The organism is Haloarcula marismortui ATCC 43049 (assembly GCF_000011085.1).
GTDB lineage: Archaea > Halobacteriota > Halobacteria > Halobacteriales > Haloarculaceae > Haloarcula > Haloarcula marismortui.
Genome location: NC_006391.1, coordinates 16,224 through 39,521 on the forward strand (window position 1 = coordinate 16,224; position 23,298 = coordinate 39,521).

22 protein-coding genes and 1 CRISPR repeat array are annotated in these 23,298 nt (G+C 61.2%); of the genes, 20 read left to right on the forward strand and 2 right to left on the reverse strand.

The window, feature by feature from the left end:
- The first annotated feature begins 436 nt into the window (after nucleotides 1-436).
- Both RR_RS00475 and RR_RS00480 read left to right on the forward strand, forming a co-directional pair.
- Entirely contained in the window at nucleotides 437-3,841 is a 3,405-nt protein-coding gene (locus tag RR_RS00475; protein ID WP_011222208.1) for a DUF5817 domain-containing protein, read from the forward strand.
- A gap of 6 nt (nucleotides 3,842-3,847) precedes the next feature.
- A CRISPR array of direct repeats spans nucleotides 3,848-6,967; the repeat unit is 26 nt; unit sequence GCTTCAACCCCACAAGGGTCCGTCTG.
- A gap of 598 nt (nucleotides 6,968-7,565) precedes the next feature.
- Nucleotides 7,566-8,738, forward strand: a complete 1,173-nt coding sequence (locus RR_RS00480) for an RNA-guided endonuclease InsQ/TnpB family protein (protein ID WP_011222210.1) — start codon at nucleotides 7,566-7,568, stop codon at nucleotides 8,736-8,738.
- A 47-nt stretch (nucleotides 8,739-8,785) separates the two neighbouring features.
- Here RR_RS00480 and RR_RS00485 read toward each other — a convergent pair whose 3' ends face one another.
- Entirely contained in the window at nucleotides 8,786-10,135 is a 1,350-nt protein-coding gene (locus RR_RS00485) for an IS200/IS605 family transposase (RefSeq protein WP_011222211.1), read from the reverse strand.
- Between the two features lie 39 nt (nucleotides 10,136-10,174).
- On the opposite strand from RR_RS00485, the gene RR_RS22180 reads away from it, so the two are divergent.
- From RR_RS22180 to RR_RS00495, 3 genes are all read left to right on the forward strand, one after another.
- On the forward strand, nucleotides 10,175-10,318 hold the full coding sequence (locus tag RR_RS22180; RefSeq protein WP_007190724.1) for a hypothetical protein: 144 nt from the start codon (nucleotides 10,175-10,177) through the stop codon (nucleotides 10,316-10,318).
- 590 nt (nucleotides 10,319-10,908) lie between these two features.
- On the forward strand, nucleotides 10,909-11,778 hold the full coding sequence (locus RR_RS00490; protein ID WP_011222212.1) for a ParA family protein: 870 nt from the start codon (nucleotides 10,909-10,911) through the stop codon (nucleotides 11,776-11,778).
- Complete coding sequence (locus tag RR_RS00495) at nucleotides 11,771-12,241, forward strand: hypothetical protein (RefSeq protein ID WP_011222213.1); 471 nt, start codon at nucleotides 11,771-11,773, stop codon at nucleotides 12,239-12,241. Before RR_RS00490 ends, RR_RS00495 begins: the two co-directional genes overlap by 8 nt.
- Before the next feature lie 10 nt (nucleotides 12,242-12,251).
- Here RR_RS00495 and RR_RS00500 read toward each other — a convergent pair whose 3' ends face one another.
- On the reverse strand, nucleotides 12,252-12,653 hold the full coding sequence (locus RR_RS00500) for a hypothetical protein (RefSeq protein WP_011222214.1): 402 nt from the start codon (nucleotides 12,651-12,653) through the stop codon (nucleotides 12,252-12,254).
- Between the two features lie 203 nt (nucleotides 12,654-12,856).
- Between RR_RS00500 and RR_RS00505 the strand changes: the two genes are divergently transcribed.
- The 15 genes from RR_RS00505 to RR_RS00570 all read left to right on the forward strand — a co-directional run bounded on the left by RR_RS00505 (nucleotide 12,857) and on the right by RR_RS00570 (nucleotide 23,255).
- Entirely contained in the window at nucleotides 12,857-13,036 is a 180-nt protein-coding gene (locus tag RR_RS00505) for a hypothetical protein (RefSeq protein WP_011222215.1), read from the forward strand.
- Nucleotides 13,033-13,659, forward strand: a complete 627-nt coding sequence (locus RR_RS00510) for a hypothetical protein (RefSeq protein WP_049938408.1) — start codon at nucleotides 13,033-13,035, stop codon at nucleotides 13,657-13,659. Before RR_RS00505 ends, RR_RS00510 begins: the two co-directional genes overlap by 4 nt.
- A complete protein-coding gene (locus tag RR_RS00515; RefSeq protein WP_011222217.1) occupies nucleotides 13,656-14,234 on the forward strand; it encodes a hypothetical protein in 579 nt (192 codons plus the stop codon). Before RR_RS00510 ends, RR_RS00515 begins: the two co-directional genes overlap by 4 nt.
- 6 nt (nucleotides 14,235-14,240) lie before the next feature.
- Nucleotides 14,241-14,726, forward strand: a complete 486-nt coding sequence (locus RR_RS00520) for a hypothetical protein (protein WP_011222218.1) — start codon at nucleotides 14,241-14,243, stop codon at nucleotides 14,724-14,726.
- Nucleotides 14,723-15,043, forward strand: a complete 321-nt coding sequence (locus tag RR_RS00525) for a hypothetical protein (RefSeq protein WP_049938409.1) — start codon at nucleotides 14,723-14,725, stop codon at nucleotides 15,041-15,043. Before RR_RS00520 ends, RR_RS00525 begins: the two co-directional genes overlap by 4 nt.
- A 36-nt stretch (nucleotides 15,044-15,079) precedes the next feature.
- Nucleotides 15,080-15,514 (forward strand): hypothetical protein, encoded by a 435-nt coding sequence (locus tag RR_RS00530; protein ID WP_011222219.1) that lies wholly within the window; start codon nucleotides 15,080-15,082, stop codon nucleotides 15,512-15,514.
- A gap of 2 nt (nucleotides 15,515-15,516) precedes the next feature.
- Nucleotides 15,517-15,975 (forward strand): hypothetical protein, encoded by a 459-nt coding sequence (locus RR_RS21745; RefSeq protein WP_049938410.1) that lies wholly within the window; start codon nucleotides 15,517-15,519, stop codon nucleotides 15,973-15,975.
- Nucleotides 15,975-16,259 (forward strand): hypothetical protein, encoded by a 285-nt coding sequence (locus tag RR_RS21750; protein ID WP_049938412.1) that lies wholly within the window; start codon nucleotides 15,975-15,977, stop codon nucleotides 16,257-16,259. Before RR_RS21745 ends, RR_RS21750 begins: the two co-directional genes overlap by 1 nt.
- A 72-nt stretch (nucleotides 16,260-16,331) precedes the next feature.
- Nucleotides 16,332-16,691 (forward strand): hypothetical protein, encoded by a 360-nt coding sequence (locus tag RR_RS21755; RefSeq protein WP_049938413.1) that lies wholly within the window; start codon nucleotides 16,332-16,334, stop codon nucleotides 16,689-16,691.
- A complete protein-coding gene (locus RR_RS22900) occupies nucleotides 16,681-16,815 on the forward strand; it encodes a hypothetical protein (RefSeq protein WP_255458693.1) in 135 nt (44 codons plus the stop codon). The genes RR_RS21755 and RR_RS22900 overlap by 11 nt, the downstream gene beginning before the upstream one ends.
- Nucleotides 16,816-16,817: 2 nt before the next feature.
- Nucleotides 16,818-18,641: a hypothetical protein gene (locus RR_RS00550; RefSeq protein WP_049938415.1), complete on the forward strand. Its 1,824-nt coding sequence runs from the start codon at nucleotides 16,818-16,820 to the stop codon at nucleotides 18,639-18,641.
- Entirely contained in the window at nucleotides 18,634-19,434 is an 801-nt protein-coding gene (locus RR_RS00555; RefSeq protein WP_049938416.1) for a hypothetical protein, read from the forward strand. The genes RR_RS00550 and RR_RS00555 overlap by 8 nt, the downstream gene beginning before the upstream one ends.
- A complete protein-coding gene (locus tag RR_RS00560; RefSeq protein WP_011222224.1) occupies nucleotides 19,434-19,763 on the forward strand; it encodes a hypothetical protein in 330 nt (109 codons plus the stop codon). The genes RR_RS00555 and RR_RS00560 overlap by 1 nt, the downstream gene beginning before the upstream one ends.
- Nucleotides 19,756-21,705 (forward strand): AAA family ATPase, encoded by a 1,950-nt coding sequence (locus RR_RS00565; RefSeq protein WP_011222225.1) that lies wholly within the window; start codon nucleotides 19,756-19,758, stop codon nucleotides 21,703-21,705. Before RR_RS00560 ends, RR_RS00565 begins: the two co-directional genes overlap by 8 nt.
- 2 nt (nucleotides 21,706-21,707) lie before the next feature.
- A complete protein-coding gene (locus RR_RS00570) occupies nucleotides 21,708-23,255 on the forward strand; it encodes a hypothetical protein (protein ID WP_011222226.1) in 1,548 nt (515 codons plus the stop codon).
- Nucleotides 23,256-23,298: the final 43 nt, after the last annotated feature.

The following is a 23,298-nucleotide window of genomic DNA, read 5'->3' on the forward strand; positions in this document are numbered from 1 at the left end:
AGACGCACGTCTGACGCAACCTGTTGCAATAGCCGACGTATTTAACACACAGCCGACCAAACCGATTCAACATCAAGCACAGAGAAGACACTCACCGCTAATCGGTGAGAGGCAGGATGCCGGGGTCGTGCCACCGACCTCGGCTGAGAAGGTGAGCCGCACTCAACCTGTGCAAGGTGCGTTGATCTCACCTACTGTTTCTGACCGAGATAGAATAAGCGTTGTGCCCGAACAGCGAGAGCCATCTCTACGCAGTTCGGGTCTGTTCGTGTCGTCAGAGAGCCGCTAGACCGTCGTGAGCCGCTGATACGAAGATGCACGCCGCAGACTACATACTGACCGGTACGCTTCAGCCCCTCTCGGGAGCGCCACGGGGAGAGCTGTCGCTCTCCACTGGGCGAAACTCCACCCAGAGAGGGTTCCCAGGAGGGATGCCATGACGTTCCACGTTGTCGGCTGTTCAGACTGTTCGGCACTCTGGATCATCGACGAGTCAGGTGACTCGAAAGCCTGCTGTCCAACCTGTGGCCGGACTCACAGCCGGGAGCGCCTCCGTTCACTCGCGTCGGCTGCTGACAGGGAGGTCGCAGCGCAGCGACGGTCGGCTATCCTTGCATCACGCCGGGATGAGTCGGATGCTGACCTACGCGCGTACTGGGACCAAGCTACTGATGACCCAGTCATCGACGATCGAGAGTATCTCGACGGGATGGGTCTTGACGACGATCTCGTCGATAACCTCTGCGGTGAGTCTTCGTCAACGTCGACGACGTCTGATTCATCGACAACCCGTCCGGACTCCGGGCCCGACGTAGACGTCGACGTGGCGAACAAACCACAGCTCCGCGGGTCTGCCTATCCAGACGCCGCGGAGGAACCGGGAATTGCTCTACTGGACCCTCGGGGTCAGCTCTCGATCACCGGACTCACCTACCATGATGTGGCGCCACAAAGCTCCGAGTGGCTCGGTGATCTCCTTGCGGACCTCATCCCGATGACGGCACGCTGTGTCCAAGACCTCGCAGTTCTCCATGAAGAGGGACCCGACCCCTCGGACCCGCGCCAGACGAACTACGAGGTGCCCCGCTTCGTCCAAGAGGTTCTCGCCGGAGAGGTCGCTGGCCTCGAGGCGGCCGACGCTTCTGTCGGGGCTATCGAGGAGGCACGCGCCTACCTCGACGCGGCGGCCCGCTACGCGCTCCTGTGGGACAACGAGTGTTATCGGGCCCAGCGCGGGTTCAAAGGCACCGAGCAATTCGAGCGGATTCAACGAACGCTCACCACTACTGGCACGAGTCGTGGGCCGTTCAACGCTGGCGTCGACGCACTCCGACACTCGTTAGTCGCCCTGCACGCTGAACGCGAGACGCCACTGCCAGTCACGTTCGTTCTCGACGGAGAGGCCTGGACGGCAGCCGACCGAGAGACTGTGAAACGCGCCCTTCGGGTGTTGGATGTCCTTGCCGACGCTCTGGATGTGCGCCTCCAGATGTCGCCTGGAGTCCGGCAGCGAGTGCGTCGGCTGACGCTGCGGGCGCTCGACGCCGATGACGAAGCGGACATCCCGGCATGGGCTGAGCGCTTCTCGTTCCTTACTGAGGCCGGATACTCCTCCCGGCGTGGTGGGGACGTCGACGAGGACTCAGACGAGGGCCAGCTGGACGAGGAAGCCTGGGGCTGGGTCGATACCAACCGGTCCCAGACAGGCCCGCTGACTGTGCTGGCACATCTCGATACTGACGGTGAGCGCTCCGTTCGCGCTATCAAGCGAGACGACGCAATCGCCTATGCAGACGGCAGCATCGACCGCTACGTGTCGTTCCTCGAAGCCGAGGACATCATCACGGTGGATCGCTCACACGCCTCGAATCAGGTCTCGCTGACCGCTCTCGGCGAAGCAGCACAGCAGTATGTCGACCGAGAGGGTAACCCTGTCCACCCGTCCCAATCCCGGCTGTCGGGGGCGTCTTACGGACACCCCTCACGGTCTCGTAAGTGTAGTGTATCCGCCCAGAAGCGCGACCGGTACCCCCCCGCCGAACGGTGGCTTGCCGCGACCGGCTCCGCATCTGAGTCTGGCTATGTCCAGTGGCTCGGCGACCGCACTGGCTCTCGCGAGGTCGAACCGCCGGTTCTTCACCGCCGGTTTTCCGCCGCGAAACGCGTTGACGGCGTCACCTTCGCCGACGGGGACATCCTCGACTGGACGGACGACGATGACGCACCCGACGGCGACGGTCGCGTGTCCTACATCTCGACGTTTGATGACGAAGCGCTCGTCATCCTGCAGTGGGGCGGGCCCGTCGTAACACTGGGACGTCTGTGTGGTGCCTTATTCAGCAATCGGATGCTCAGTAAGGCATTAAATACGGATGCACTGGGGAAACAGTGGAACCGGGCCCACGACGGCGTCGAAACGTTCGAAAACGACCTCCACGATGTCCTCATTCAGGCCAAACAAATCGGCTGGCTTTCCAGTGACGAACTCGAAGATCTGGACAACTGGCGCGAACGGATCGGCGCAGTGCGGTCCATGCTCCTCTCGCAAGTTGGGGACTTCGACGACCTCGACTCCGGCCTGCAGGCCCAGCTGATGCGAGACCTCCACGGGCTGCTCTGTAGCGCGATGAACGTCTACGACGCCGCCGGCCTCGACGTAACCATCAACATCCGACTGCCCGATCCCGATGCGCTCCGGCGTAACGAGAATCAATACGAGAAGTTCCTCGATTTTGCTCGCTACACGATCACCAAACAGGCCGGCTATCGCGATGACTACGGCGTCCACAGCTGGTATCGGATGTGCATCGAGGACCGCCCACAGAAACTCCGGGCGCGGTCCGAATACGATATCGACGACACCGATCCCGTTGCTGACCTACTGGCGTCGTGGGTCTTCACGGGCCCTGGCGTCTCCGACCTCTTGCCCGACGTCCAGGAGGCCGTCGACGAGGAAGCGACTCGCCTTCGCGAGCGCGTCGACGCCGGCGTCGAAGACGCCGCCATCCTCGATATCCCGATGGTGGAAGCCAATTCCCACGGCCACATCCGGGGGCTCGTCCGGGAGATTGCCGACCGCAAGGGGTTCTATGACGGCAATCGCGCGGATCTCGACCGACTCACCCGCTGTCTGGAAGCAGCGCTCGCGGCGGCCGACCGTGGCCCCGACCCCTGCCTCGTGGCAGATGCCCTCGACAGCCTCGAATCGCGTGATAGCGTGTCCGACCGCCTCGACGTCGACGCCGTTGAGGCCGCGCTGGCCACGCTCCCCAGCGAGGCGATCTTCCCAACGTTGCCGCCGGCAGCCCGACGGATGCTCTCGGCACTGTTCGCGAGCACCGAGCCACTCGACCGGCAGGACCTCATCGAGATTACTTCAGAGAGTTCCTATAACCGCCATCACAAGACGCTGCGGGCGTTCTTCCTCGTGGAAGATACCGGCGAGGGCTTCGTCGCACACCTGGAGCCGTGGTGGTCGTCGACGTCATCGGTGAGCGAGCCGTACCACGACGACACTCCGTACCCTGGGTCACCGGCCGGCCATCCATCGCACATCCTGCTGGGCCCAGTCTATGACTCTGGGCTGCTGGACATCCCGCCGGATGAATACGCCGCCCTCGGATATCTCGACTACCAGGAGCTTCTCGACGAGCTGGGACTCTCGCGATGGCGGCCCATCCTGGAGGCGTTCTGTAGCGATTGCCACGAGGCAACTACTACATCGCATGCTGTGGACTCAGAGCTATCTTACTCGGACCACTCAGGGGTTCGAATCGGGCCGCTGTCCCCGAGTCAGGACGTTGCTCAGACTTCAATTGCGCAAGCCGCCGCTGATGACTAGCACTCGGCTTCAACCCCACAAGGGTCCGTCTGAAACCCGCCAAGCACTCCGATACCGGGGATGCCTCCCCAACTGCTTCAACCCCACAAGGGTCCGTCTGAAACGGCCGGCGCGTCGACGACGTCCTCTAGGAGGCTGACGCTTCAACCCCACAAGGGTCCGTCTGTAACTACGCCGTGAGTTGGGCATCGGCGAAGCCCACAGTGCTTCAACCCCACGAGGGTCCGTCTGTAACCCGTGTGGTGGGACGGCGGTGTATGCAACGGACTACGCTTCAACCCCACGAGGGCCCGTCTGTAACTTCGACCAGGGATGGACCGACGAGCGCATCATGGAGGCTTCAACCCCACGAGGGTCCGTCTGTAACTTGGCCGTGAGCCAATCCCAGTCATCCGTGTTAATCGCTTCAACCCCACGAGGGTCCGTCTGTAACTGGCATGGCAGGGATTCATCAATACCGGCTTTGTTGCTTCAACCCCACGAGGGTCCGTCTGTAACTTGCTATCCGAGGGACGATGAGATGGCACGAGACCATGCTTCAACCCCACGAGGGTCCGTCTGTAACTTGCTATCCGAGGGACGATGAGATGGCACGAGACCATGCTTCAACCCCACGAGGGTCCGTCTGTAACCATCGCTGACGACGACTTCGATATCGGTGATTTGGCTTCAACCCCACGAGGGTCCGTCTGTAACTCCCAGTGTTCGCCGCGACTAACTGCTATCATGCCGCTTCAACCCCACGAGGGTCCGTCTGTAACTTTCGCGGAGAACGCCGAAGGGAATCTCTTAGTCGAGCTTCAACCCCACGAGGGCCCGTCTGTAACCAGCGCCGGGTTTGCGGTATGCTGATTGTTGCATGAGGCTTCAACCCCACGAGGGTCCGTCTGTAACCGGCATCGGCGAGCGCAAAGCCTACGCCGTGTGGTCGCTTCAACCCCACGAGGGTCCGTCTGTAACCCAACGCTTGTCCGCCAACGGCGAACAGCCGGACGGCTTCAACCCCACAAGGGTCCGTCTGAAACTCGGCGTGTTGTTCTCGGTATCGAGCGTCAGCTCGCTTCAACCCCACAAGGGTCCGTCTGAAACCATTGAACAGATGAATCAGGCCTGTGCTGACATGGTTGCTTCAACCCCACAAGGGTCCGTCTGAAACACGCTACGCTCGTGACTACATGGCGGAGTGCATGGACGCTTCAACCCCACAAGGGTCCGTCTGAAACCACTAAAGGAGGGCTGCGTAACCGCAGCCGCCCCCCGCTTCAACCCCACAAGGGTCCGTCTGAAACGATTTCTTTCAGCGCGTTCGTCTCGCTCGGATAGACGCTTCAACCCCACAAGGGTCCGTCTGAAACCGGCTGACTCCGGTGTGAGCGTGCACGCCCAGCCATCGCTTCAACCCCACAAGGGTCCGTCTGAAACTGGATATCGTCAATCTGCGTTTCAAGGACTGGCTTGCTTCAACCCCACAAGGGTCCGTCTGAAACCGATTTTTCACTGAGGGCAGCGAAGAGGTGATCGAGCTTCAACCCCACAAGGGTCCGTCTGAAACCAAACCCTCCGACGCTGATGGTCGGCGCTTCTGCGGGCTTCAACCCCACAAGGGTCCGTCTGAAACCGGCAGCCATGAGGACAGCAGCCAGGAGACCAGCGCTTCAACCCCACAAGGGTCCGTCTGAAACCGACAACGGCGAAGACTCGGACAACAATGAGTAAGAAGCTTCAACCCCACAAGGGTCCGTCTGAAACGGAGACGGACGCCACCGACACGGAGTCCGAGACGGAGCTTCAACCCCACAAGGGTCCGTCTGAAACACCTGACATTGACTTCATCAAAGTCAACATCCACGGGCTTCAACCCCACAAGGGTCCGTCTGAAACTCGCGACGCTCGGACGGTGGTCGTGCATGAGTGACGCTTCAACCCCACAAGGGTCCGTCTGAAACCGTTCCTAATCGACATTGCCTGATGCAATTGTTCTTGCTTCAACCCCACAAGGGTCCGTCTGAAACACATAGACACAGAGACGATAAATAATGCAGTGCGAGAGCTTCAACCCCACAAGGGTCCGTCTGAAACGAGGGGTTGTATGATGCAAATATCCGGGCCAAGGAGCTTCAACCCCACAAGGGTCCGTCTGAAACTGGCGTGACGACGAAGATAAAGACGTGTCTGGGATGCTTCAACCCCACAAGGGTCCGTCTGAAACGGACGCCGACGTAGTGCTGCACCACATTGCTGAGGGGCTTCAACCCCACAAGGGTCCGTCTGAAACCGAACTCGAAATCTATCCGGAGTCCGATCAACGAGAGCTTCAACCCCACAAGGGTCCGTCTGAAACGACCCGATGGCACAGTCACAGGCAGAGTGATATGCTGGCTTCAACCCCACAAGGGTCCGTCTGAAACTAGTGGACTGCCCGAGCCCGAGACATACAACGACTTAGCTTCAACCCCACAAGGGTCCGTCTGAAACCATCGGGTTGCACAACAGCAGGGTCAGAGGCTCTGCTTCAACCCCACAAGGGTCCGTCTGAAACTAGTCTTGATAGTGGGGCAACGTGCTCACGCATTTGCTTCAACCCCACAAGGGTCCGTCTGAAACACCGAGTTGATAGTTGACCCTCGATTGTCCAGTACGCTTCAACCCCACAAGGGTCCGTCTGAAACGGATTTCGCGGCAGGAGTGTCTTTTACCTTATTATCGCTTCAACCCCACAAGGGTCCGTCTGAAACCGGCGATGCGGCGGTGGGCGTCCTGCCACATCCTGCTTCAACCCCACAAGGGTCCGTCTGAAACGATGGACAAAATCAAGCAGATTCGAGAAGCAAAGGCAGCTTCAACCCCACAAGGGTCCGTCTGAAACGACGCTGACTGTGCGACCAAAGTCCGACAGCTTCTCGCTTCAACCCCACAAGGGTCCGTCTGAAACCCACTACCTGTAACGGACATAAAGTAACTGTCAACCCGCTTCAACCCCACAAGGGTCCGTCTGAAACCCGCCAACCAACTATGAGCCGACACGACCTCACAGCTTCAACCCCACAAGGGTCCGTCTGAAACCTTGAGCACGACCTTGTCGATGTTCCACCGGTTCCACGCTTCAACCCCACAAGGGTCCGTCTGAAACCATGCCGGATCTGGGCAGTACAGCCACTCTATCGGGCGCTTCCACAGCGGTACTTTCGTCGACCGTCAATACCCCCTGAACCCCCGGGGGGTCGATGAAATAGGCGTGGTGCGAGGTTCCTGCAATTCGACAGTATGCGTAATGAGTGTGATGTCTCTTTTTCCGTTTTCGCGGGCGGCCGGAGAGCCACCCTCTGTATACGGCGGGGTACCCGCTCGTGCGTCTCGGGAGTTCCGTCCGTCCGCGCAAGGCGGCCTCGCGGTATGTGATTTCCAGCCACAAGTTCCCGTATCCTCGGGAGGGCCAACCGCTGTTCGTGTCGTACTATCCGTGCAGCCCCAGCTCTCAATGCTGGTGTTCTCCCCGGGGGTCGGTATGATGTGCGACCGCTATCTCGGCCGATACGTGGCCTTTGTACAGGGCTCCACGCTTCGTGCCAAGCGTGCCGGCGGGCAGGCATGACGCGTCGTATCGTCAACGACGCGCACGCGGTGAAGCAACCGCGTCCCAGAACGCGACATATAGCCAGCGTCTGGTTACATCGTCGTTTTCCCCAAAGTATCATAATCATTACGCCCGTCAGCACGGTGGTAGATGCAGACCAGCATCACTGAGTTCACTGCTGGCACTGACGAACTCGACATTACCCGGACAATCCGGTGTAAGCTCGCCACCAGCAACGCGAAAAACGAGACTGTCCGTCGTGGGATCGAGGCCTACCAGCAGGTCGCCAGCCATATGGCTGATGTGCTGCCGTCCTACCCCGCATACGAATGGAACCTCCAGAATACGCAGATGTATCATCAGGCCAAGCGAGCGCTCCCAGATGATGATGTGCGGTATAAAACCACGCTCGCACAGATGGCCAAGAACGATGTCGTCGAGTCGTTCACTAGCTGGCGTGAACGTGGTGAAGACGGGAAGTTGCCTCGTGGTCAATACGGGGACGCTGACTACCTTAGCCTCCGACATGACGACTGCGAGATTCACGAGAACGACAAGGGTTGGGGCGTCAAAACGAGCTTTATCAGCTACAATCCAGTGTGGTTCCACATCCATGCTGGAGGCTATCAGCGGCAGTTTCTCGAACGCGTGACTAATGAGGATAACCCAGCTAGCGCCGGTTCTGCTGAACTCCATCTCCATGATGATGGGACGCTGTACCTCCACCAGACCATCACGTGGCCGGTTGAGGTCTACCAGCCTGCCGAGGTCAGCACTGCTGTGGGCGTTGACCTCAACGATGATCCGCTGGTCTGTGCGGCTGTCGTCGACGACGAGGATGTCGTGGCTGTCGAACTGGAATCCGGGGCGGAGTATCGTCACCATCGCGAGCGGGTGAAGCGCCGCCGGAGTGAAGCGATGGAGCGTAACGACCTCAAGGCGATCAAAGATGCCCGATTACAGTACAACCGATATACCGATCACATCACCAACGTCGCCAGCAAACGCGTGGTCGACCTTGCTGAAGAGCACGCCCCAGCTGTGATTCATCTAGAAGATCTCACCCACTACCGTGAGACTGCAGAGGATCCAATCCACGACTGGCCCTTCGCAGAGATCCAAGAAAAGATTGCGTACAAGGCTCACGAGGCTGGCATCCCGGTCCAAGCAATCGACCCGCGCAACACGAGTGTAACTTGCCGGAAGTGTGGAGAGACCAATCCAGCGATGCGGGACGGCGATGTCTTCGAGTGCTGGGAGTGCGGGTACGAGGTCCATGCGGACGTGAATGCTGCGATCAACATCGCGACGACCAATCAATGACATCCTCCGCGCCGTGAACGGCGCGGTTTCCTCTGTAGGAGTCTCGGCTATGCTGATTCCCCGGAAGCAACATTCCCGTCACGGTGGACGGTACTCGGGTCTGTGCGCTGTTCTTTGGGACTTTCGAGAGAGCGTGGTGACTCCGACCATTCGTGGTCGTCCCACTCGAACCGCACGGGCCGTGCCATCGGCCTGACTTCTTTGCTCGTATGCCGCTTCAGGAACGTTTCTGACGCCGTAAGGTCGGCGTGCCCCTCGAATCCACACGGACAGGTGAGCGTGTCCTGATGCCGTGTCGTCCGGTCTGTCGAACCACACTGTGGGCACTCTTGACTGGTCCACGCTTCCGACCGGACTTCGACCGAGATACCGTATTCGTCTGCGGTACACGCCAGTCGCTCGGTGAACTGCTTGAACGCCCAGAAGTTGTGCGTCTTGGCGTTCGTCTCGACCGACCAGTGTGTGTCCAGCACGTCGGCCAAGCCTCCGATATACACCGTGTCCACACCGTCCTCGTAGAGTCGTTCGAGCAGGTCACGACACAGTGCCTCTTGTGCGTGGTCGCGGCGACGGGTTCGCTTTCGGTACAACCGCCGAATACGCTCGCTACTGTATCGGCCTTCCCGTAGCTTGGACTGTAACCGGGCGATTTCTCGTGTCGTCTCACGGAATCGCTGAAACAACTCGCGGCCTTCGTACAGGTATTGTTTGCCGGTCGTCGTGGTACAGGCGACGAGATTGTTCGCACCAATGTCCAGAGCGGCCTTGTGGTCGGCCAGTGGAGTCCCCCGTGCATCGTCAGAAACAGTGACGGGTTGCGAAGCTCGGAAGGTGCTGTCAGTCTCGTCGTACCACAGTTCCAACCGGCCTTGGTCCTCGTAGTCAGGCCAGTTCGGGTCGCCAACGATTTCGAGCCGAAGACGGCTTTTCGGGCTGTTGTGCCTGTCTCGGAGTTCTTTGCCGACGATAATCTCAAGTCGAGAGCGGTCGCCCCATTCAACGGTGTAGGCGTCCTTTCGGACGACGCCTTTGAGAACACGTCCGTCATCTTCGTTGCCACGGAAGCCCGGCGGTTCCGGGTGTTCCGTGACCGACGTGTTCGATTTGTCGTGATACGCCTTCTTGTTCTCGAAGAACGACCGCCACGCTTCGGTGTTTGCTCGCCGGACAGTTTGAGCGGTAGACGCGCCGAGAACGCCTTTGTATTTGCCTTCAAGAGCGCCGGTATCGGCGTCCCACACGTCTTCGCCCTCAAAGCCGTTCTCGTCGTTGTAGCGCATGAGGCGCTGGTAGTTAATCTCGTTCCAGAGAGCGGCAGAAGCGTCCAACAGATCCCGTAGCACCTGCTCACCATCGTCGGTGAGCGGTCGCACGGCGAACGTGTTGGTGCGCTTCATCCAAAGTATAATCAGTCCCAATGTCTAATGAGTCCACCGATGAGGCCAAACATCGACATTGACTGGGCAATCCACGGACGAATCAAAGACTACGCAGAAGCGAACGACCTGAACCTCTCGGAAGCCTATGCAGAAGTGTTAGAAGCTGGTCTGGAAGTGTTGGAGACTCAAGACCAGCAGTGACATGGCGGTTTCTTACCGGAGCTTACGCGATTCACTCCCGCCCTGTTCGCTCCTCGGTTCCGACTAAGCGTCGGAACGCTCGTCACTCACGGGAAGGGCGGGATTCTCTCGCTGAATCAAGATAGTACTGCCGCGACAGTGGTCAGTCCAGGACCGGAGACCTCGTGCTGGTCCTAACTCTAGGCTCCGGGCTGTCACAGGACGCCCGCAACATTTGCCCGGTAGCGTTCAGGGTCGATATCAACTATCCACCCTTGATGGCTGCTTCGGAGGTGCCCTCCCCGGAGTAGCGTCGTACTCAGGCGGAAGCCGATCCATGCTTCCCGTACAGCGGCGGTCCGGGTAAAACTGGTGGTGCTTATTAGAGTAATACAAACCTAATCGCAAAACCAGAATTTCGGCGTTTCAGGTACTGTGTGTCTGAATATTCGGGCTTCCTGTGTCTGATAAAGTCTATGTAGCTATATAAATTTCCGCCGCTCGGCCAATCTGTGTCTTTGTCATTCAGGCGTCTGACGGATGTTTATGCGCCACAGGAACAACAGACACAACATAGGTCACAGAGACCACAGAGATAACAGGGAAAACAGATGACAAATAGACTCACAGTAGCAAGCGCGAAAGGAGGGGTAGGCAAGACGACTGTTGCTATCAACCTCGCCGGCGCGTTGAATCATCGCGACCACGACGTTCTCCTCGTCGACATGGACCCGCAGGGAGTCGCAACCGAGGGTTTGGGACATGCGGAGGCCTACGACGCAGAACCACCGACGCTGGCCGACACACTTCTCGCCGGCGACCGCAGACACTTGGCCCAGGATCTTCTTTTGGATCATCCCGAGATGGACCTCCTGCCCAGCAACGTCGATCTCCTCAACACAGAACGCGACCTCACGCTCTCCGACGTTGCTGCGGACCTCCAGGCCCGCGGCGTCGACGCCACATCGGTAATCCAGAGCGGGACCCTCCTGGAGGACTCCTGTCTCGACGAGGACCTGCCCCACGCTCGCTACCAGCTCGACAAAGTACTCCGCGAGGTTGAGGACGATTATGACTACGTCATCGTCGACTCGCCGCCATATTACGGCGAAATCCTGGACAACTGCCTCTACGCAGCTCCGAACGTCGTCATCCCAGCACTTGCCGAAGGCACGTCTCAGCGAGCTGTCGAACTGCTCTATGATGAACTCGACGCGATGGAACGTGAGACAGACGTCCGTTGTATCCCTGCGCTCGCAGTCGCCAATCGCATCCGGGCGTCGACGAACGAGGCTAAGGAAATGCTGGAGTGGTTCGACGCGGCATTCGCGGAGACTCCGCTTATCGAGATCCGCGAACGCGTGGCCCTGCAGTACTCCTTCAATGCCGGCCGAACGCTATTCGAGTACGAGCCAGGCAACGATATGACCGACCGGTTTACTGACGCCGCGAAATACGTGGAGGACTTCTTCAATGAGTGACGACACCGACACCGAGAAAGACATGGACCGCGCTGCACGAATTGGCTCACGAAATCACGACCGTCGCCAGCGCCGCGACGACTCACAGGAACAACAGGAATCACAGAAGTCACAGAGACAACAGAGACCAGAACAACAGGCCGAGTCCGCGGATAGTAAATCTGTGGAACAACAGGAATCACAGAAGTCACAGAGACAACAGAGGCCAGAACAACAGCCAGTAACGGAACGTCGCCACGACACCTACTACCTTCGGGATGACCTCCGTAAGGAGGTGAATCGATTGGCTGTCGGCACGTTTGCGGAGGTTGAGGCTACCCAGAGTGTGGATCTCGACACGAACCGCCATCGGCGCCCGTTGCTACTCTTGCTTGGCGCAGAGAGGATTGCCGAGATGGATGATGACGAGATTCTGAGTAAGCTTGTTGATGAGGACATCCTCGACGATCCCTATCTCTCTTAACTAATTTCGATCACTTCAGCCGAAGATCGTCACGACGGCTTGGCGAGACGAGTTCGTAGTCGACGACGCTCTGGTCGCGATCAAATTCAGAATTATAAATAAAATCGCCATCGATCCCGTGGAGTTTCCGCAATCCTGCTGGAATCGAAAACTGAATTGCGGTTTGGATATCGACAAACTTCACGTCAAACCTACCTGGAGGATCTTCCACTGTACTGAAGTCCTGATCTATGTGTAGACGAACTGTAACGCTCCGATCTTCCTGTTTCAGGCGCTCAAGACGAGCCGTGCCATCGACTGAGAGGCCAGACTCCTGAATCCAGTCCTGACTGATAGACAAATAACAGGAGTATGGCCCACGTTGGACGACTTCTCTCCCGATCGTGACCGTACGCCGGGTGGTTTGCGACATACCAATCAAATACAGGTTTTACTAGATAAACTCGTCGGGCGACCACCCCTACAAACCCCTACAATCCACATACAGACCCTAACAAATCCCTACTCTACCCCTACACTCCATACACAAACCATTAAAAAATTCTGACATCGATTAAAAGAGGGTGCAGACCACGCGCATGTCGGTCCAAACGGACCGCTCAGGTACCCCTACCCATGCGCGAACACGACCCCGGTGACCGACAATCGCCGGACAACGCGGCCAAGCCCGCGTATCAACCGTATCGAACCGAATGGCATGATATCGACGAGCAGCGGCGCGCGCGAGACTGGCATGAGTCGGCTGGAGCGAGCCGCGATCTCCCCACCGCCGAACTGGTCGGAGGTGGCGTGTGATCGACATCGAAGTCGACAGCGTCCGACGGGCAGACCTCTCAGTGCTGGGCTGGCTCGGCATCGGACTCACGGTCTCCGGGCTGGCCTATGCTGGGTGGACGATCATCACCTCACTGACCGTCGGCGGCGGTGTCGTTGACGGACTAGTTGTCGGCGCTGGTGCCGCTCTTATTGGCGGGCTCGTTGCCTACGGCAACGCAATCCCGGAGATGGATGCCATCTGTGACCATTGTGGCGACCGCATTATCGCACACTCCAGTCGCGACGGTCACGACGAGTCCATCGAAGTCCTCTGCAGTTCGGACCCGCGACGGGGGCGATTAGGGCCGCTGTCGGTGGTACTGCAGCGCCGGACGGACACCTACCACTACTGTTCGGGCGAGTGCGCGGCGGCCGACGCCGAACGACGGCGGCTGCAGAGCCCGTCCCAGACTGACACGGAGTCGACTGCAGCCGGCCGTCTCGCAGCGACCGACGGCGGCACCCACCGGCTCGACCAGCTCATCGACGCCGTCGACCAGGAAGGCAGCGGTGCCGTCCGTGACGATGCCCTTCTCGACGCGCTCGAATCGGCACGCAACCAGGGCGTTCCCCAGCCCGAAACCGGGGATTCAGACCTATGATAGGACCATTTTCGACTGACAAGAACAGTTCACGACCGATTGCACTGCTGCTGGCTGGCCTTATTTGTGCCAGCATGGCCGTCGCTGGCGTCGGTGGCGCGGCCGCACAGACGACCGCCACGCCAACACCGACCTCGACCTCGGACACGCTGGCGGACAAGACCGTCGCCGTCAACAACCAGACCCAGCAGGTCTACCTCGAAGTGACGAACACGAGTGCCCAGAGCGTCGATTACACGGTCTATGGCGTGTCTGACGGCATCACAACGCAGGTTGACTCCGGCATGGTGTCGGCGGCCAGCGGCGAGACCACGGAGAAGACCTTCGCCGTTGACTCGTCGGAGTACGACGACTATCGCATTGTCGTCGAAGAGGACGGGACCGACAGCGACAACGAAACTGCTGAGTCTATTGAGATCGGCGAGATCGTCCAGCAGTCTTCGGGCGGGGCCATCTTCGGCGGCGGCGGTGACGGCATATTCACGCCGATGAACATCCTCATCGCGGCGCTGCTGGGGGCGGCGGCGTTCCTGCTGGGGCTGTTCGACCCGATCAAGCGCCGGATAGCGGGGTGAGACCGAATGTCCTCATCCGCTGATCTGGACCTCGGCGACGGCAGCGGGAAAGAGTCGTTGAGTGGCATCACGAACTTCCTGCAGGCTGATGGCGACGCGGGACGAGTCTTGTCGGCGTCGATTATCGGGTTGATCGTGTCGCCAGTCGTTGCGGTCATCGACGTGATCAACGCGGTGGCGAACTTCTTTTCCCAGCCGTTCAACAGCGCTGGGGACGCGATTGGGTCGCTGTTGCGAGGGCTCTTCGAGGCACCTGGGAACCTCCTGATTGCGGGAGCAGATGTCTCGGAAACCGTGTTACGCTCAATCTTTAGCGATACGCTGGCTGGACTCTTGGCGTTCCCAGTGACTGCCGGGCTGGTGATGATCGTGCTGTACATGGTCGTGCTGTATCTCCGCGAGGATGAGACTGGCGACGTGCTGCCGGGCCTGCCTATCGACGTGCCAACGGATATCTTCGGCGTCGAAGAGGAGGACACGATAGACGAATGACGGCTCGCCAGTATGAGGCATTAGGCTATCTGGTGGTGCTGGTTGGGCTGCCCGCCGTGGTCGTCGCAACTGTCGATGCCAGTGCAGCTGTGTCGGCGCTGCTAACCCGACCATTCGCCGCCAGTGCTGACGCGGTGGCTACCTTCGTTTCACAGCCATTTGCGAATCCTGCGCTGGCTGGGGGCATCACTGCCATCTTGGGTCTTGCGTCTTTGCTGTTGAGGACCGCCATGCGCAAACGTGATCCTGTGGACCCATACCAGGAGTTTCCCCTGCCTCCCAACGGTCTCGACCAGGAGGATACGGTCGACGAATGACGGCTCGCCAGCCCCACAACTCGGAGGTCACTGCCAATGGCTGATGACTCGGGGCTGACGGGCTTTATTAGGAACTCAGAGTCGTTTGCAGGCTACCAGATTGTCGACACGGCGAACCCGGTCAACTGGTCCGGCGCTGGCGCGTCGATATTCCTGTCGGCGGTCGCGACGGTGTACATTGGCTTTCGGAAGTTCATCGACGAACTGGTTGGCATCCCGGAGCGGCTCATCGAGGGCGCAACGTCGTTCGTCGGGGACGTGACGACCGGCGAGACGCCGACGGGATCGGGCGTGCTGGGGGAGTTGTTTGTCCCGATTCTGCAGTGGTATCGACAGGACCTCTGGGCTGGCAGCGTCGACCAGTTCGGACTCTGGGGCTATCTGGTTGCGCTGGGGTTCACGCTGGTGACGCTGTTCGTCGTCGTGCGTGGCCTTCGTGAAGGTGCCCAACGGCTCGCAGGAGGTGACTGATAGTGTCGACATCGGGCGGTGGCGGCGGTGGTGGTTTCGTTCTCCCGCCCGCCCTGAGGGCATTCGCGGCCTCGCCGACTGGATTCATCCTCGGGCTCATCTTGACGCCACTGCTGAACGGCGTCGAGGGCGTCGTTGAGAAAGTCCTCTGGGCCATCAACTACGTGTTTTTCGGCGATTCGCGGTCGTCAACACTCGGGGACCTCGGGCTCGTGGATGTGCCGGTCGTCATCGCAAACACGCTCATCGACGCTGGGTCGGCAATTGGCGACCCGGTGCTCACGGTCATCGGTTCTGGTGTCCAGTTGCTCATCGACTTTTTCAACTGGACGGGACCGGCGGGACTGCTGGGCGCGGCGATTGTGTTCGCGATTGTTGTGGTCGCGTACTCGTCGGCAATACGGACAGCCATCGAGATTGCGCTGGACTTCATTCCCGGGGGAGGTGCCTTCATCAACTGATGTCGCTCAAAGAGTTCCTTACCCACCCAGCGAGTGCGGCAACGGCAACGGCGACGACGCTGTTCGGGGCGTTCCAGTTCGACGTGCTGGCGGTGCTGCTGCAGTGGGGCTGGGCGAACCTCGGACAGCTGTTCTACGGGGCGACGTTGCTGGTCAGCTCCGCGCCGGTCCTGCCGATCACCAAGACGGCGGCGTCGAAGATCGTCGCTGGGCTGGCGGCGTTGCTGTTGCTGAAACTCCTGCTGAAAGCTCGTGAACAGATTGACAACCGAACGGACGGCTAAACTCATGATTCAGAACGAACATATCAAGCGGACGTATCGAACAGGAACAGCGGACAGCCCGGAGGTGGGCCGATGCCAGAGGTGACGACGGCGACGGCGACCGGCTGGGCCATCATGGTCATGGTGTTCTACGTGATCGGCGAGTACACGTCGGTGCTGGCAAAGACGGCCTACCCGATTAAGTGGTTCAAAGGCCGCCCGGCCCGGCTGACGACGGGACTGGTGGGCGGCTTTTTCGGTGGCGTGTATGCCGGCGGATTCCTCTGGAGCGCGGCGGCGTCGTTCATCGGCGCTGGCGCGCTGGCCGGCGGTGGCACGGTGGTCCTCGGGCTGACGGGCAAAGAGACGCTGGTCGTGTTCTTGGCGGCGCTGGTCGTGGGGCTGGCGCTGTACACGGGCGCGGCGGCAGAGGAGGCGGTGGATGCAGATTAACATCTCCGGCTGGGGCGCGGTCCTGCTGGCGGTGGTCGGCATTGTGGCCGTTCTGATGTTCACCGCGCCGGAGGCAACGACGGACTACGTCAACGGCGTAGCAAGCGCTCTTTCGGGGGGCTAACCGTGCCCGGACACGCACTTTCGGGAGGTGATAGGGCCGCCGTCGCCGCGGTTAGTGTTGCGGTCGTCCTCGTCGCTGTCACCGTGGCGGGCGCGTTCGCGATGCCCGCATCGGCAGCGGTGGCCGACGGACACTACCAGACTAACGCGACCAACGGCACGAGTGCCACCGACGACAGCCAGTCGAGCGACTGGACCGCGCCGGGGCCGTTCGGTATCGACGAGCTGCGGACGGGCGGCGACCAGATATCGAGCGGCGGTTCGCAAGGCCCGCCGGAGTCGACGCGGATGCTCCCGACCGGCGGGATCGTGCTGAAGTACCTGCCGTTGAACCCGGCCCAGTCGAGCTATCAGCCGCTCGGTCGGAATCAGGCACTCAAAACAGACTACCTGCTGGCGTACACGTCCGCGTTCGGCGAGAGTGTCGGTGACTACGAGTTTGTCGTCGTGTTCTGGCAGGAGCAGACGACACGAGTCAACGGGACACAGCGGGCCTACGCGGCGAATCAGAGCGTCCAGCGGATTAGCTTCGAGGCAGAGAACGGCTACTCGGCGTCGAAACTGAAACTGCAGTCCCATTACGACCAGCAGTGGCAGGCAACGGCGTGGCTGGAACAGGACGGCAGCCGCGTCGAGGGCGCACGCTGGCGATTCGGCCACCAGACCAACCCGCTGACGGCGTCACCGGCATACCCGACGAACTCGAAAGGCGACCTCTGGCGTTGGGGGGCGCTGAACCTGATTATCCCGGCGATTTGTGGCATCATGTTCTCCGGGGCGTCGGCCAAACACATCCTCTCGCGAACGATTGTCGGGACGCTGAAAGGCGTCACGTACTGGGCCGGTGTCGTCGCGGTCGTGGTCGGCATCGCGGCGATAGTTGGGACGTGGCAAACGTCGATTATCCTCGCGAACGCGCCGATTGCGGTCGGCATTCTCATCGGCCTGCTGGCGCTGCCGGTGATGCTGTCGATTCGGGACAGCGACCTCTCGAAAGCCGGCTTTTTCCGGCGGCAACTCCGGCAGGGCGCTATCTCGCCCAGCGGGGATGAGACGGTCGGCACGCGGCGGGTGGCGAACAAAATCAAGTCCGTGTACCGACACGGCGAACAGTTGTATGCCCCAGTGTCCGGCCTACGGCCGATGCTGGCCCGCTACTGGGCGGACCCGGCGAAGATACCGACCGAGGACTGGAAGTCCTACGATAGTGGCGACGGCGACCTCGACCAGCTCTTCGAGGTCGACCCAGAGTCCGACAAGGTGCTACGGCACAAACCGGCGCGACTCAAGTTCGCGCCGTCGCTGACGAAAGCGGTTGCCGACGAGGACCTCGCGGACCCGCCCGAAGCCGACGGCATTGCGGCACTGCCGGCGGCTATCTCGGCGGCGGTGTCGAACTGGTTCGCCCGTCGCAACTGGCGGTTCATCGGCATCGCACTCGGTGGTGGCGCGCTGGTCTACCTCGGGACAGTCGCGGCGCTGGGCTCGTCGATTATCGGGCTGGGGCTGGCGACGTTGCCGGCGTTGATCGACGGCCACGAAGCTCGCGATGGCTCGCTCGAAGTCGACTGGGGGCCGTCCCACTGGAACGACGTGCAGGCACAGGTCCAGACCGAGCGCCACGAGTACGAAGAGCGCAAGACCTTCGACCAAGTTCTCGAAGCGGTCACCGAACTGGAATGGTCTGACCACGAGCAAGGCCAGCAAATCGTCGACCGCGTTCGCACGGAGATTCAGAAAGCGCTCGACGACGAACACGGCGGGAACAACCCGTCAACGAACCTCTCGCCGTCGTCGCCACAACAGGGGGTTGATGCGGATGACTGACCCGATGGCGGCCGACGGACATCACGCGCTCAAATGGCTCGCGAGCGACGACGGGTCGGTCGACCGCTCGTTCGCAGCTGGGCTCGACTCGCTTCGCGCCCAGCAGCGCCACCTGCAACAGTCCCTTCGCGATGGCTTCCAGACCCGCACTGAGGTCTTGGAGTGGTGCCACGCGGTCGACGTGGTGTCGGGCGGGCAAACCCCGGAAACGTGGCACGAGGACCTCGTGAAAGACCGCTGGGAAGTCGCTTGCCTCATGGCAGAAACGGACGACCGGATCGCAATCTGTGACCAGGCACCCCGCGACGACGAGACTGCCGATGCGTTCCGGCGGCGGCTCATTCGGAAGGTGCTGCTGCCGGCGTTTCAGGACGCCACTGAGATGCTGCGTGAGCGGGTCGGAGAGTTCTCCGATGAGGAAGGCGTCAAAGACGCCGAACGGATTCAGTACGTCGCTGGGCGGCCACGATTGCATCAGCGCGCGGTCGAACAGCACGGGATGCTGCGGCGGACGCTACGGGACCCGCCCGGCGTCGAATCGGAGGTCATGGCGTGGGCAGAGGATATCATCCACATGACCGAGGGCCACGTCCGCAGCGGGTTCATCGAGGACGTGCTGGACCGGCACGGCAACTGGTGGCACTCGCTGACTCGCGGGCCGTCAGTCCGGCTTGAGTGGCTGCTGGCCGGCGAGATATTCCCGGCGATGAATGCCACGCTCTCAGAGTTAGTGACCAACAGCAACGAACTGGCCGACGTTGCTGGCCGCGCAAAGGAGGTGCCGCCGGGATAATGGATATCGAAGCCATCCGGGCGGCCCGGGCTCGCGAACAGGACGCGGCGTCACTCGTGGCACTGGCCGAACCGACGATCTTCGAGCGCGTCCAGAACGCCGTCGACGACGGAGAGATCGACACCGAGGACGCGGCGCAACTGACAACCGAACTGGCCGACGAGCGGGCCGGGAAGCTCCTGAAACTGGCGTCGTTCCGGGCCGCGGGCATGGCGGTCAACTGGGACGGCGTCACCGAACAGGAACGCGCGCTCGTCGAGGACCTCGTTGCCCGACTCGAAGAGTGGCGCGACTCGGTGACGCCGGCCACGGAGGACAGCGATGAGTGACGAGTTGTCCGACCGGGTCGCTCAGTATCTCCGCTGGCAGGTCAGCGACAAGGTGGCGCTGCTGGCCCAGCGCTATCCCGACGACACGTCGCTGACGCTGGACTGGACGGACCTCGCTCGGTGGGACCCAACGCTGGCCGAAGATATCCTCGATGCGCCCGATTCGATGCTTGAATACGTGGAACGGGGGATTCGGGACACGCCGCTGCCGGTCGACACGTCGCTGGGGCAGGCGACACCGCGCTTCGAGAACCTGCCCGAGTCACACACGACCGCGCCGGGCGAGTTCTCACCGTCGGATCGGCGCGGGCAACTGCTGGCGCTGGAAGGGCAGGTCGCGAAGCGAACGCAGGTGCAACCACGGCTTGTCGAAGCGGCCTTCGAGTGCCAGCGCTGTGGCACGCTCACCCGGATACCATTCGAGCCCGGGCAGTTCATCGAGCCCTTCGAGTGCGTCGGCTGCGAGACGAAAGGGCCGTTCCGCATCAACCCGGACCAGTCCCGCTACGAGGACTATCAGAAGCTCCTGTTAGAGAATCCCAGCAGCGCGGCGCTGGGTGGCGATACCTCGGATATCATCGCGCACCTGCAGGGCGACCTCGCGGGACACGGCGCTATCGCGAACTGTCAGGACGTGGTGCTCGTTGGTGAACTGCAGTTCCGCGGTGGCGGGCCGATTCCCGAGCCACAGGTCGTCGTGAACTCCGTGCAAGCGGCCGGCCAAACCTATCAAGACGCGGAGTTCACGGCTGACCAGCGGGACCTCTTCGAGCGCCTTCGCGAGCGGCCGGAGTCGTTCGACGTGGATATCGAGGACCCGTCGACGGCCGATGTGCTGATGGCGGCCGCAGCGCCGAAGTTCGTGTCGGGCTCGCACCCACGGGACCGGCAGGTCGTTCGCGGCCTGGTCCTACAGCTGGTCAGCGCGTCGACGTTCGACGGACCGGACGGCTCGCACTATCGGGGCGACGTTCACGTCCTGCTGCCGGGTGACCCGGGGACAGGGAAGTCCGTACTGGCGAAGTGGGCCGCGGCGGTCGCGCCCCGGTCGGCGTTCGCGAGCGGCGAGCGCGTGTCGGGGCCGGGGCTGACCGCGGCGGCGGTGAAAGACGACTTTTCCGACGGCGGATTCAGCATTGAGCCCGGCGTGCTGGTCCGCGCCCACGAGGGCATCGCGGTCGTCGACGAACTGGACAAGGCCGGCGATGATGCCATCGAGAAGATGCACTCGGCGCTGGCCGACCAGATTTTGCCGCTGTCGCTGGGCGGGCAGTCGATGACGCTGCCAGCCGAGTGCGGGCTGCTGGGCGTGTGCAACCCGCTCGGCGGTCACTTCGCTGGTGACGAGTCGCTGGTCGACGCGCTGGGCATCAACAGCCCGCTGCTGTCGCGGTTTGACCTTATCATGCAGATGCGGTCGAAACAGGACCGCGAACACGTCCGAGAACTGGCCGAGTCGATGATACGGACGTGGTCGGCATCGCTGAAAGACGCGACTGGGCAGGCACTCGACACGGCTGACGCCGATACTATCGACCCAGTGCTGTCGATGGACCAGTACCGCGCGGTCCTGCTGCGGGCGCGACAGTTGCATCCCACACCCGCGAACGACAGGGTCATCGAGGCGCTGGCGGCGTGGTTTGAAGAGCAAAAGATGGCGCTGCCCGAGCGCTATCGCGATGCGCTCGCGGACGCGGATGGGCAGTACCACGGGCCGCCCGTGCCCGTGACCGCCCGGAAACTCGGGGCCGCACGCCGTGTCGCACAGGCGGCCGCTCGGGCGAACCTGCGTGAAGAGATTACGATGGCGGATGTCGAGGTGGCGAAGGAACTGGTCAGCCGGTCGCTGGCCGACCTCGATATCCCGATTGTCCACAACGCCGGACTCGGCGGTGGTGACGTAAACCGCCGTGAACCGGCTGATTTGTCTGGAGTGAGCTAACGATGTCACAGAGAAAACCAAAGGCAGAACAGGACGGATTCACCGAACAGACACGACAGGGCGCACAAGTCGTCCACGGATGCGACCCGCCCGGTGACTGGGATGACGACGCCGAGATGATTCGGACGCGGTTCGATATCCCAGCGTTTGATCCAGAAGCGTTCTATCCACGGGAGGGGGCGGCGCTGTCGGGTGTGTACCCGGATTTCCTCGTGCATATCGAAAGCGCATCGGACGGCCCGTCGACGGTGAACTCCCCGGGCGCATCACTGACGATGGTCGAAGCGCCGAAGGGCTCGGGCAAGTCCACAGCTGCCGACCAGTTTGCCACATACCAGATGGAACACAACGACGAGCGCGTCGTCAGGAACGGCCGGCAGAAAAGCTCGGACTGGCGGCGGATGGCTGACTGGACGACGCTGTGGCTCCCCAGCGGCGTCGACGTTGACGGTCGGTGGATGGAAGCCGTCGACCGCGACGACCCCGATCCCGACGAACTCTGCCGGGATGTGCGATATTACTCGGATGTCCTCGAACTTGTCGAGCGGCTGCAGAACCACCCGAAAGGAACGTACAACGTCGTGTTCCCGGACCCGTACTTCCGCAAGTGCGAGGACGCGCTGTCGACGGCGGACACAACGGTCGAACACCCGACGTTCGTCCCCAAGAACGAGCCGAACCCGACGCCGGCATCGCACTGGTGGTTCGGCTTCCTCGCGGCACGCACGTTCGACGGCCTGCGTGTTGATAGCGATGGCGACCGCAACTGGATGACCGCCCACATCGACGAGTTTGGGATGCTGGCACCGGAGTCAGCGCCGGGTGGCGAGTCCGGCCACTGGACGCATCAGTGTATCAAAATCATGGCCGATATCGCGAAGGAAATGCGTTCGGCCGGCCTGTCGCTGGTCGGCTACGGCCATCATGAAGAAGATGTTCACAACCACTGGCTCAAAGAGTTCGATTTCTGGGTCGAACTCTCGAACCACGACCGCGGGAACCGGACGACCAAGGCTGAAGCACCGAAGCCGTTCCGGGACCTCGAACAAGACCAAGACCTGCTGTCGAAGCGACCGAAGGGCTTCGGACTGTGCTACACCGGCAGCCGGTTCTCGGAGTTTCAGTTCTCCGACCTGGGCTACCCACACGACACGCCGGAGTTCCAGCTGCGGCTCGGTATCCCGTCGTCGGTCGACGTGTCGACCAGCGACGACGGCGGCATGATCGTCGAGGACCTCCAGGTGGCGACCGACGACGATGACCAGCCGACAATTCTCAACGAGTACCGCGCGGCCGGTGGCGCTGTGCACGAGCTGCGTGTCCTCGCGCCCGGCGACGGCATCATCGATATCTCTGGTGACGAGCCTGAGGTGCTCGAGCAACTTTCGAGCCCGTATGCCGATGGCACGTTCCCGGAGAACCCGATCACAACGACCCAGAATCACTATGATATCATGTTCAACCCCGACAGTAGCACGGAGATCGTGGCGGCGCGCATCCCGAGACGCACTGGGCCCGGCGCGACAACGGAGGTCATGGCCGATGACTGACCCAGCAACGCCGCTGGTCATGACCGATATCGAACGGCCTTTT

Coding starts and splice junctions, on each gene's coding strand:
- RR_RS00505 (WP_011222215.1), top strand. CDS start 12,857: ATGCGCGAACACGACCCCGGTGACCGACAATCGCCGGACAACGCGGCC.
- RR_RS00520 (WP_011222218.1), top strand. CDS start 14,241: ATGTCCTCATCCGCTGATCTGGACCTCGGCGACGGCAGCGGGAAAGAG.
- RR_RS21755 (WP_049938413.1), top strand. CDS start 16,332: ATGCCAGAGGTGACGACGGCGACGGCGACCGGCTGGGCCATCATGGTC.
- RR_RS21750 (WP_049938412.1), top strand. CDS start 15,975: ATGTCGCTCAAAGAGTTCCTTACCCACCCAGCGAGTGCGGCAACGGCA.
- RR_RS22900 (WP_255458693.1), top strand. CDS start 16,681: ATGCAGATTAACATCTCCGGCTGGGGCGCGGTCCTGCTGGCGGTGGTC.
- RR_RS00530 (WP_011222219.1), top strand. CDS start 15,080: ATGGCTGATGACTCGGGGCTGACGGGCTTTATTAGGAACTCAGAGTCG.
- RR_RS00570 (WP_011222226.1), top strand. CDS start 21,708: ATGTCACAGAGAAAACCAAAGGCAGAACAGGACGGATTCACCGAACAG.
- RR_RS22180 (WP_007190724.1), top strand. CDS start 10,175: ATGAGGCCAAACATCGACATTGACTGGGCAATCCACGGACGAATCAAA.
- RR_RS00555 (WP_049938416.1), top strand. CDS start 18,634: ATGACTGACCCGATGGCGGCCGACGGACATCACGCGCTCAAATGGCTC.
- RR_RS00560 (WP_011222224.1), top strand. CDS start 19,434: ATGGATATCGAAGCCATCCGGGCGGCCCGGGCTCGCGAACAGGACGCG.
- RR_RS00500 (WP_011222214.1), bottom strand. CDS start 12,653: ATGTCGCAAACCACCCGGCGTACGGTCACGATCGGGAGAGAAGTCGTC.
- RR_RS00475 (WP_011222208.1), top strand. CDS start 437: ATGACGTTCCACGTTGTCGGCTGTTCAGACTGTTCGGCACTCTGGATC.
- RR_RS00480 (WP_011222210.1), top strand. CDS start 7,566: ATGCAGACCAGCATCACTGAGTTCACTGCTGGCACTGACGAACTCGAC.
- RR_RS00495 (WP_011222213.1), top strand. CDS start 11,771: ATGAGTGACGACACCGACACCGAGAAAGACATGGACCGCGCTGCACGA.
- RR_RS00515 (WP_011222217.1), top strand. CDS start 13,656: ATGATAGGACCATTTTCGACTGACAAGAACAGTTCACGACCGATTGCA.
- RR_RS00565 (WP_011222225.1), top strand. CDS start 19,756: ATGAGTGACGAGTTGTCCGACCGGGTCGCTCAGTATCTCCGCTGGCAG.
- RR_RS00525 (WP_049938409.1), top strand. CDS start 14,723: ATGACGGCTCGCCAGTATGAGGCATTAGGCTATCTGGTGGTGCTGGTT.
- RR_RS00485 (WP_011222211.1), bottom strand. CDS start 10,135: ATGAAGCGCACCAACACGTTCGCCGTGCGACCGCTCACCGACGATGGT.
- RR_RS00490 (WP_011222212.1), top strand. CDS start 10,909: ATGACAAATAGACTCACAGTAGCAAGCGCGAAAGGAGGGGTAGGCAAG.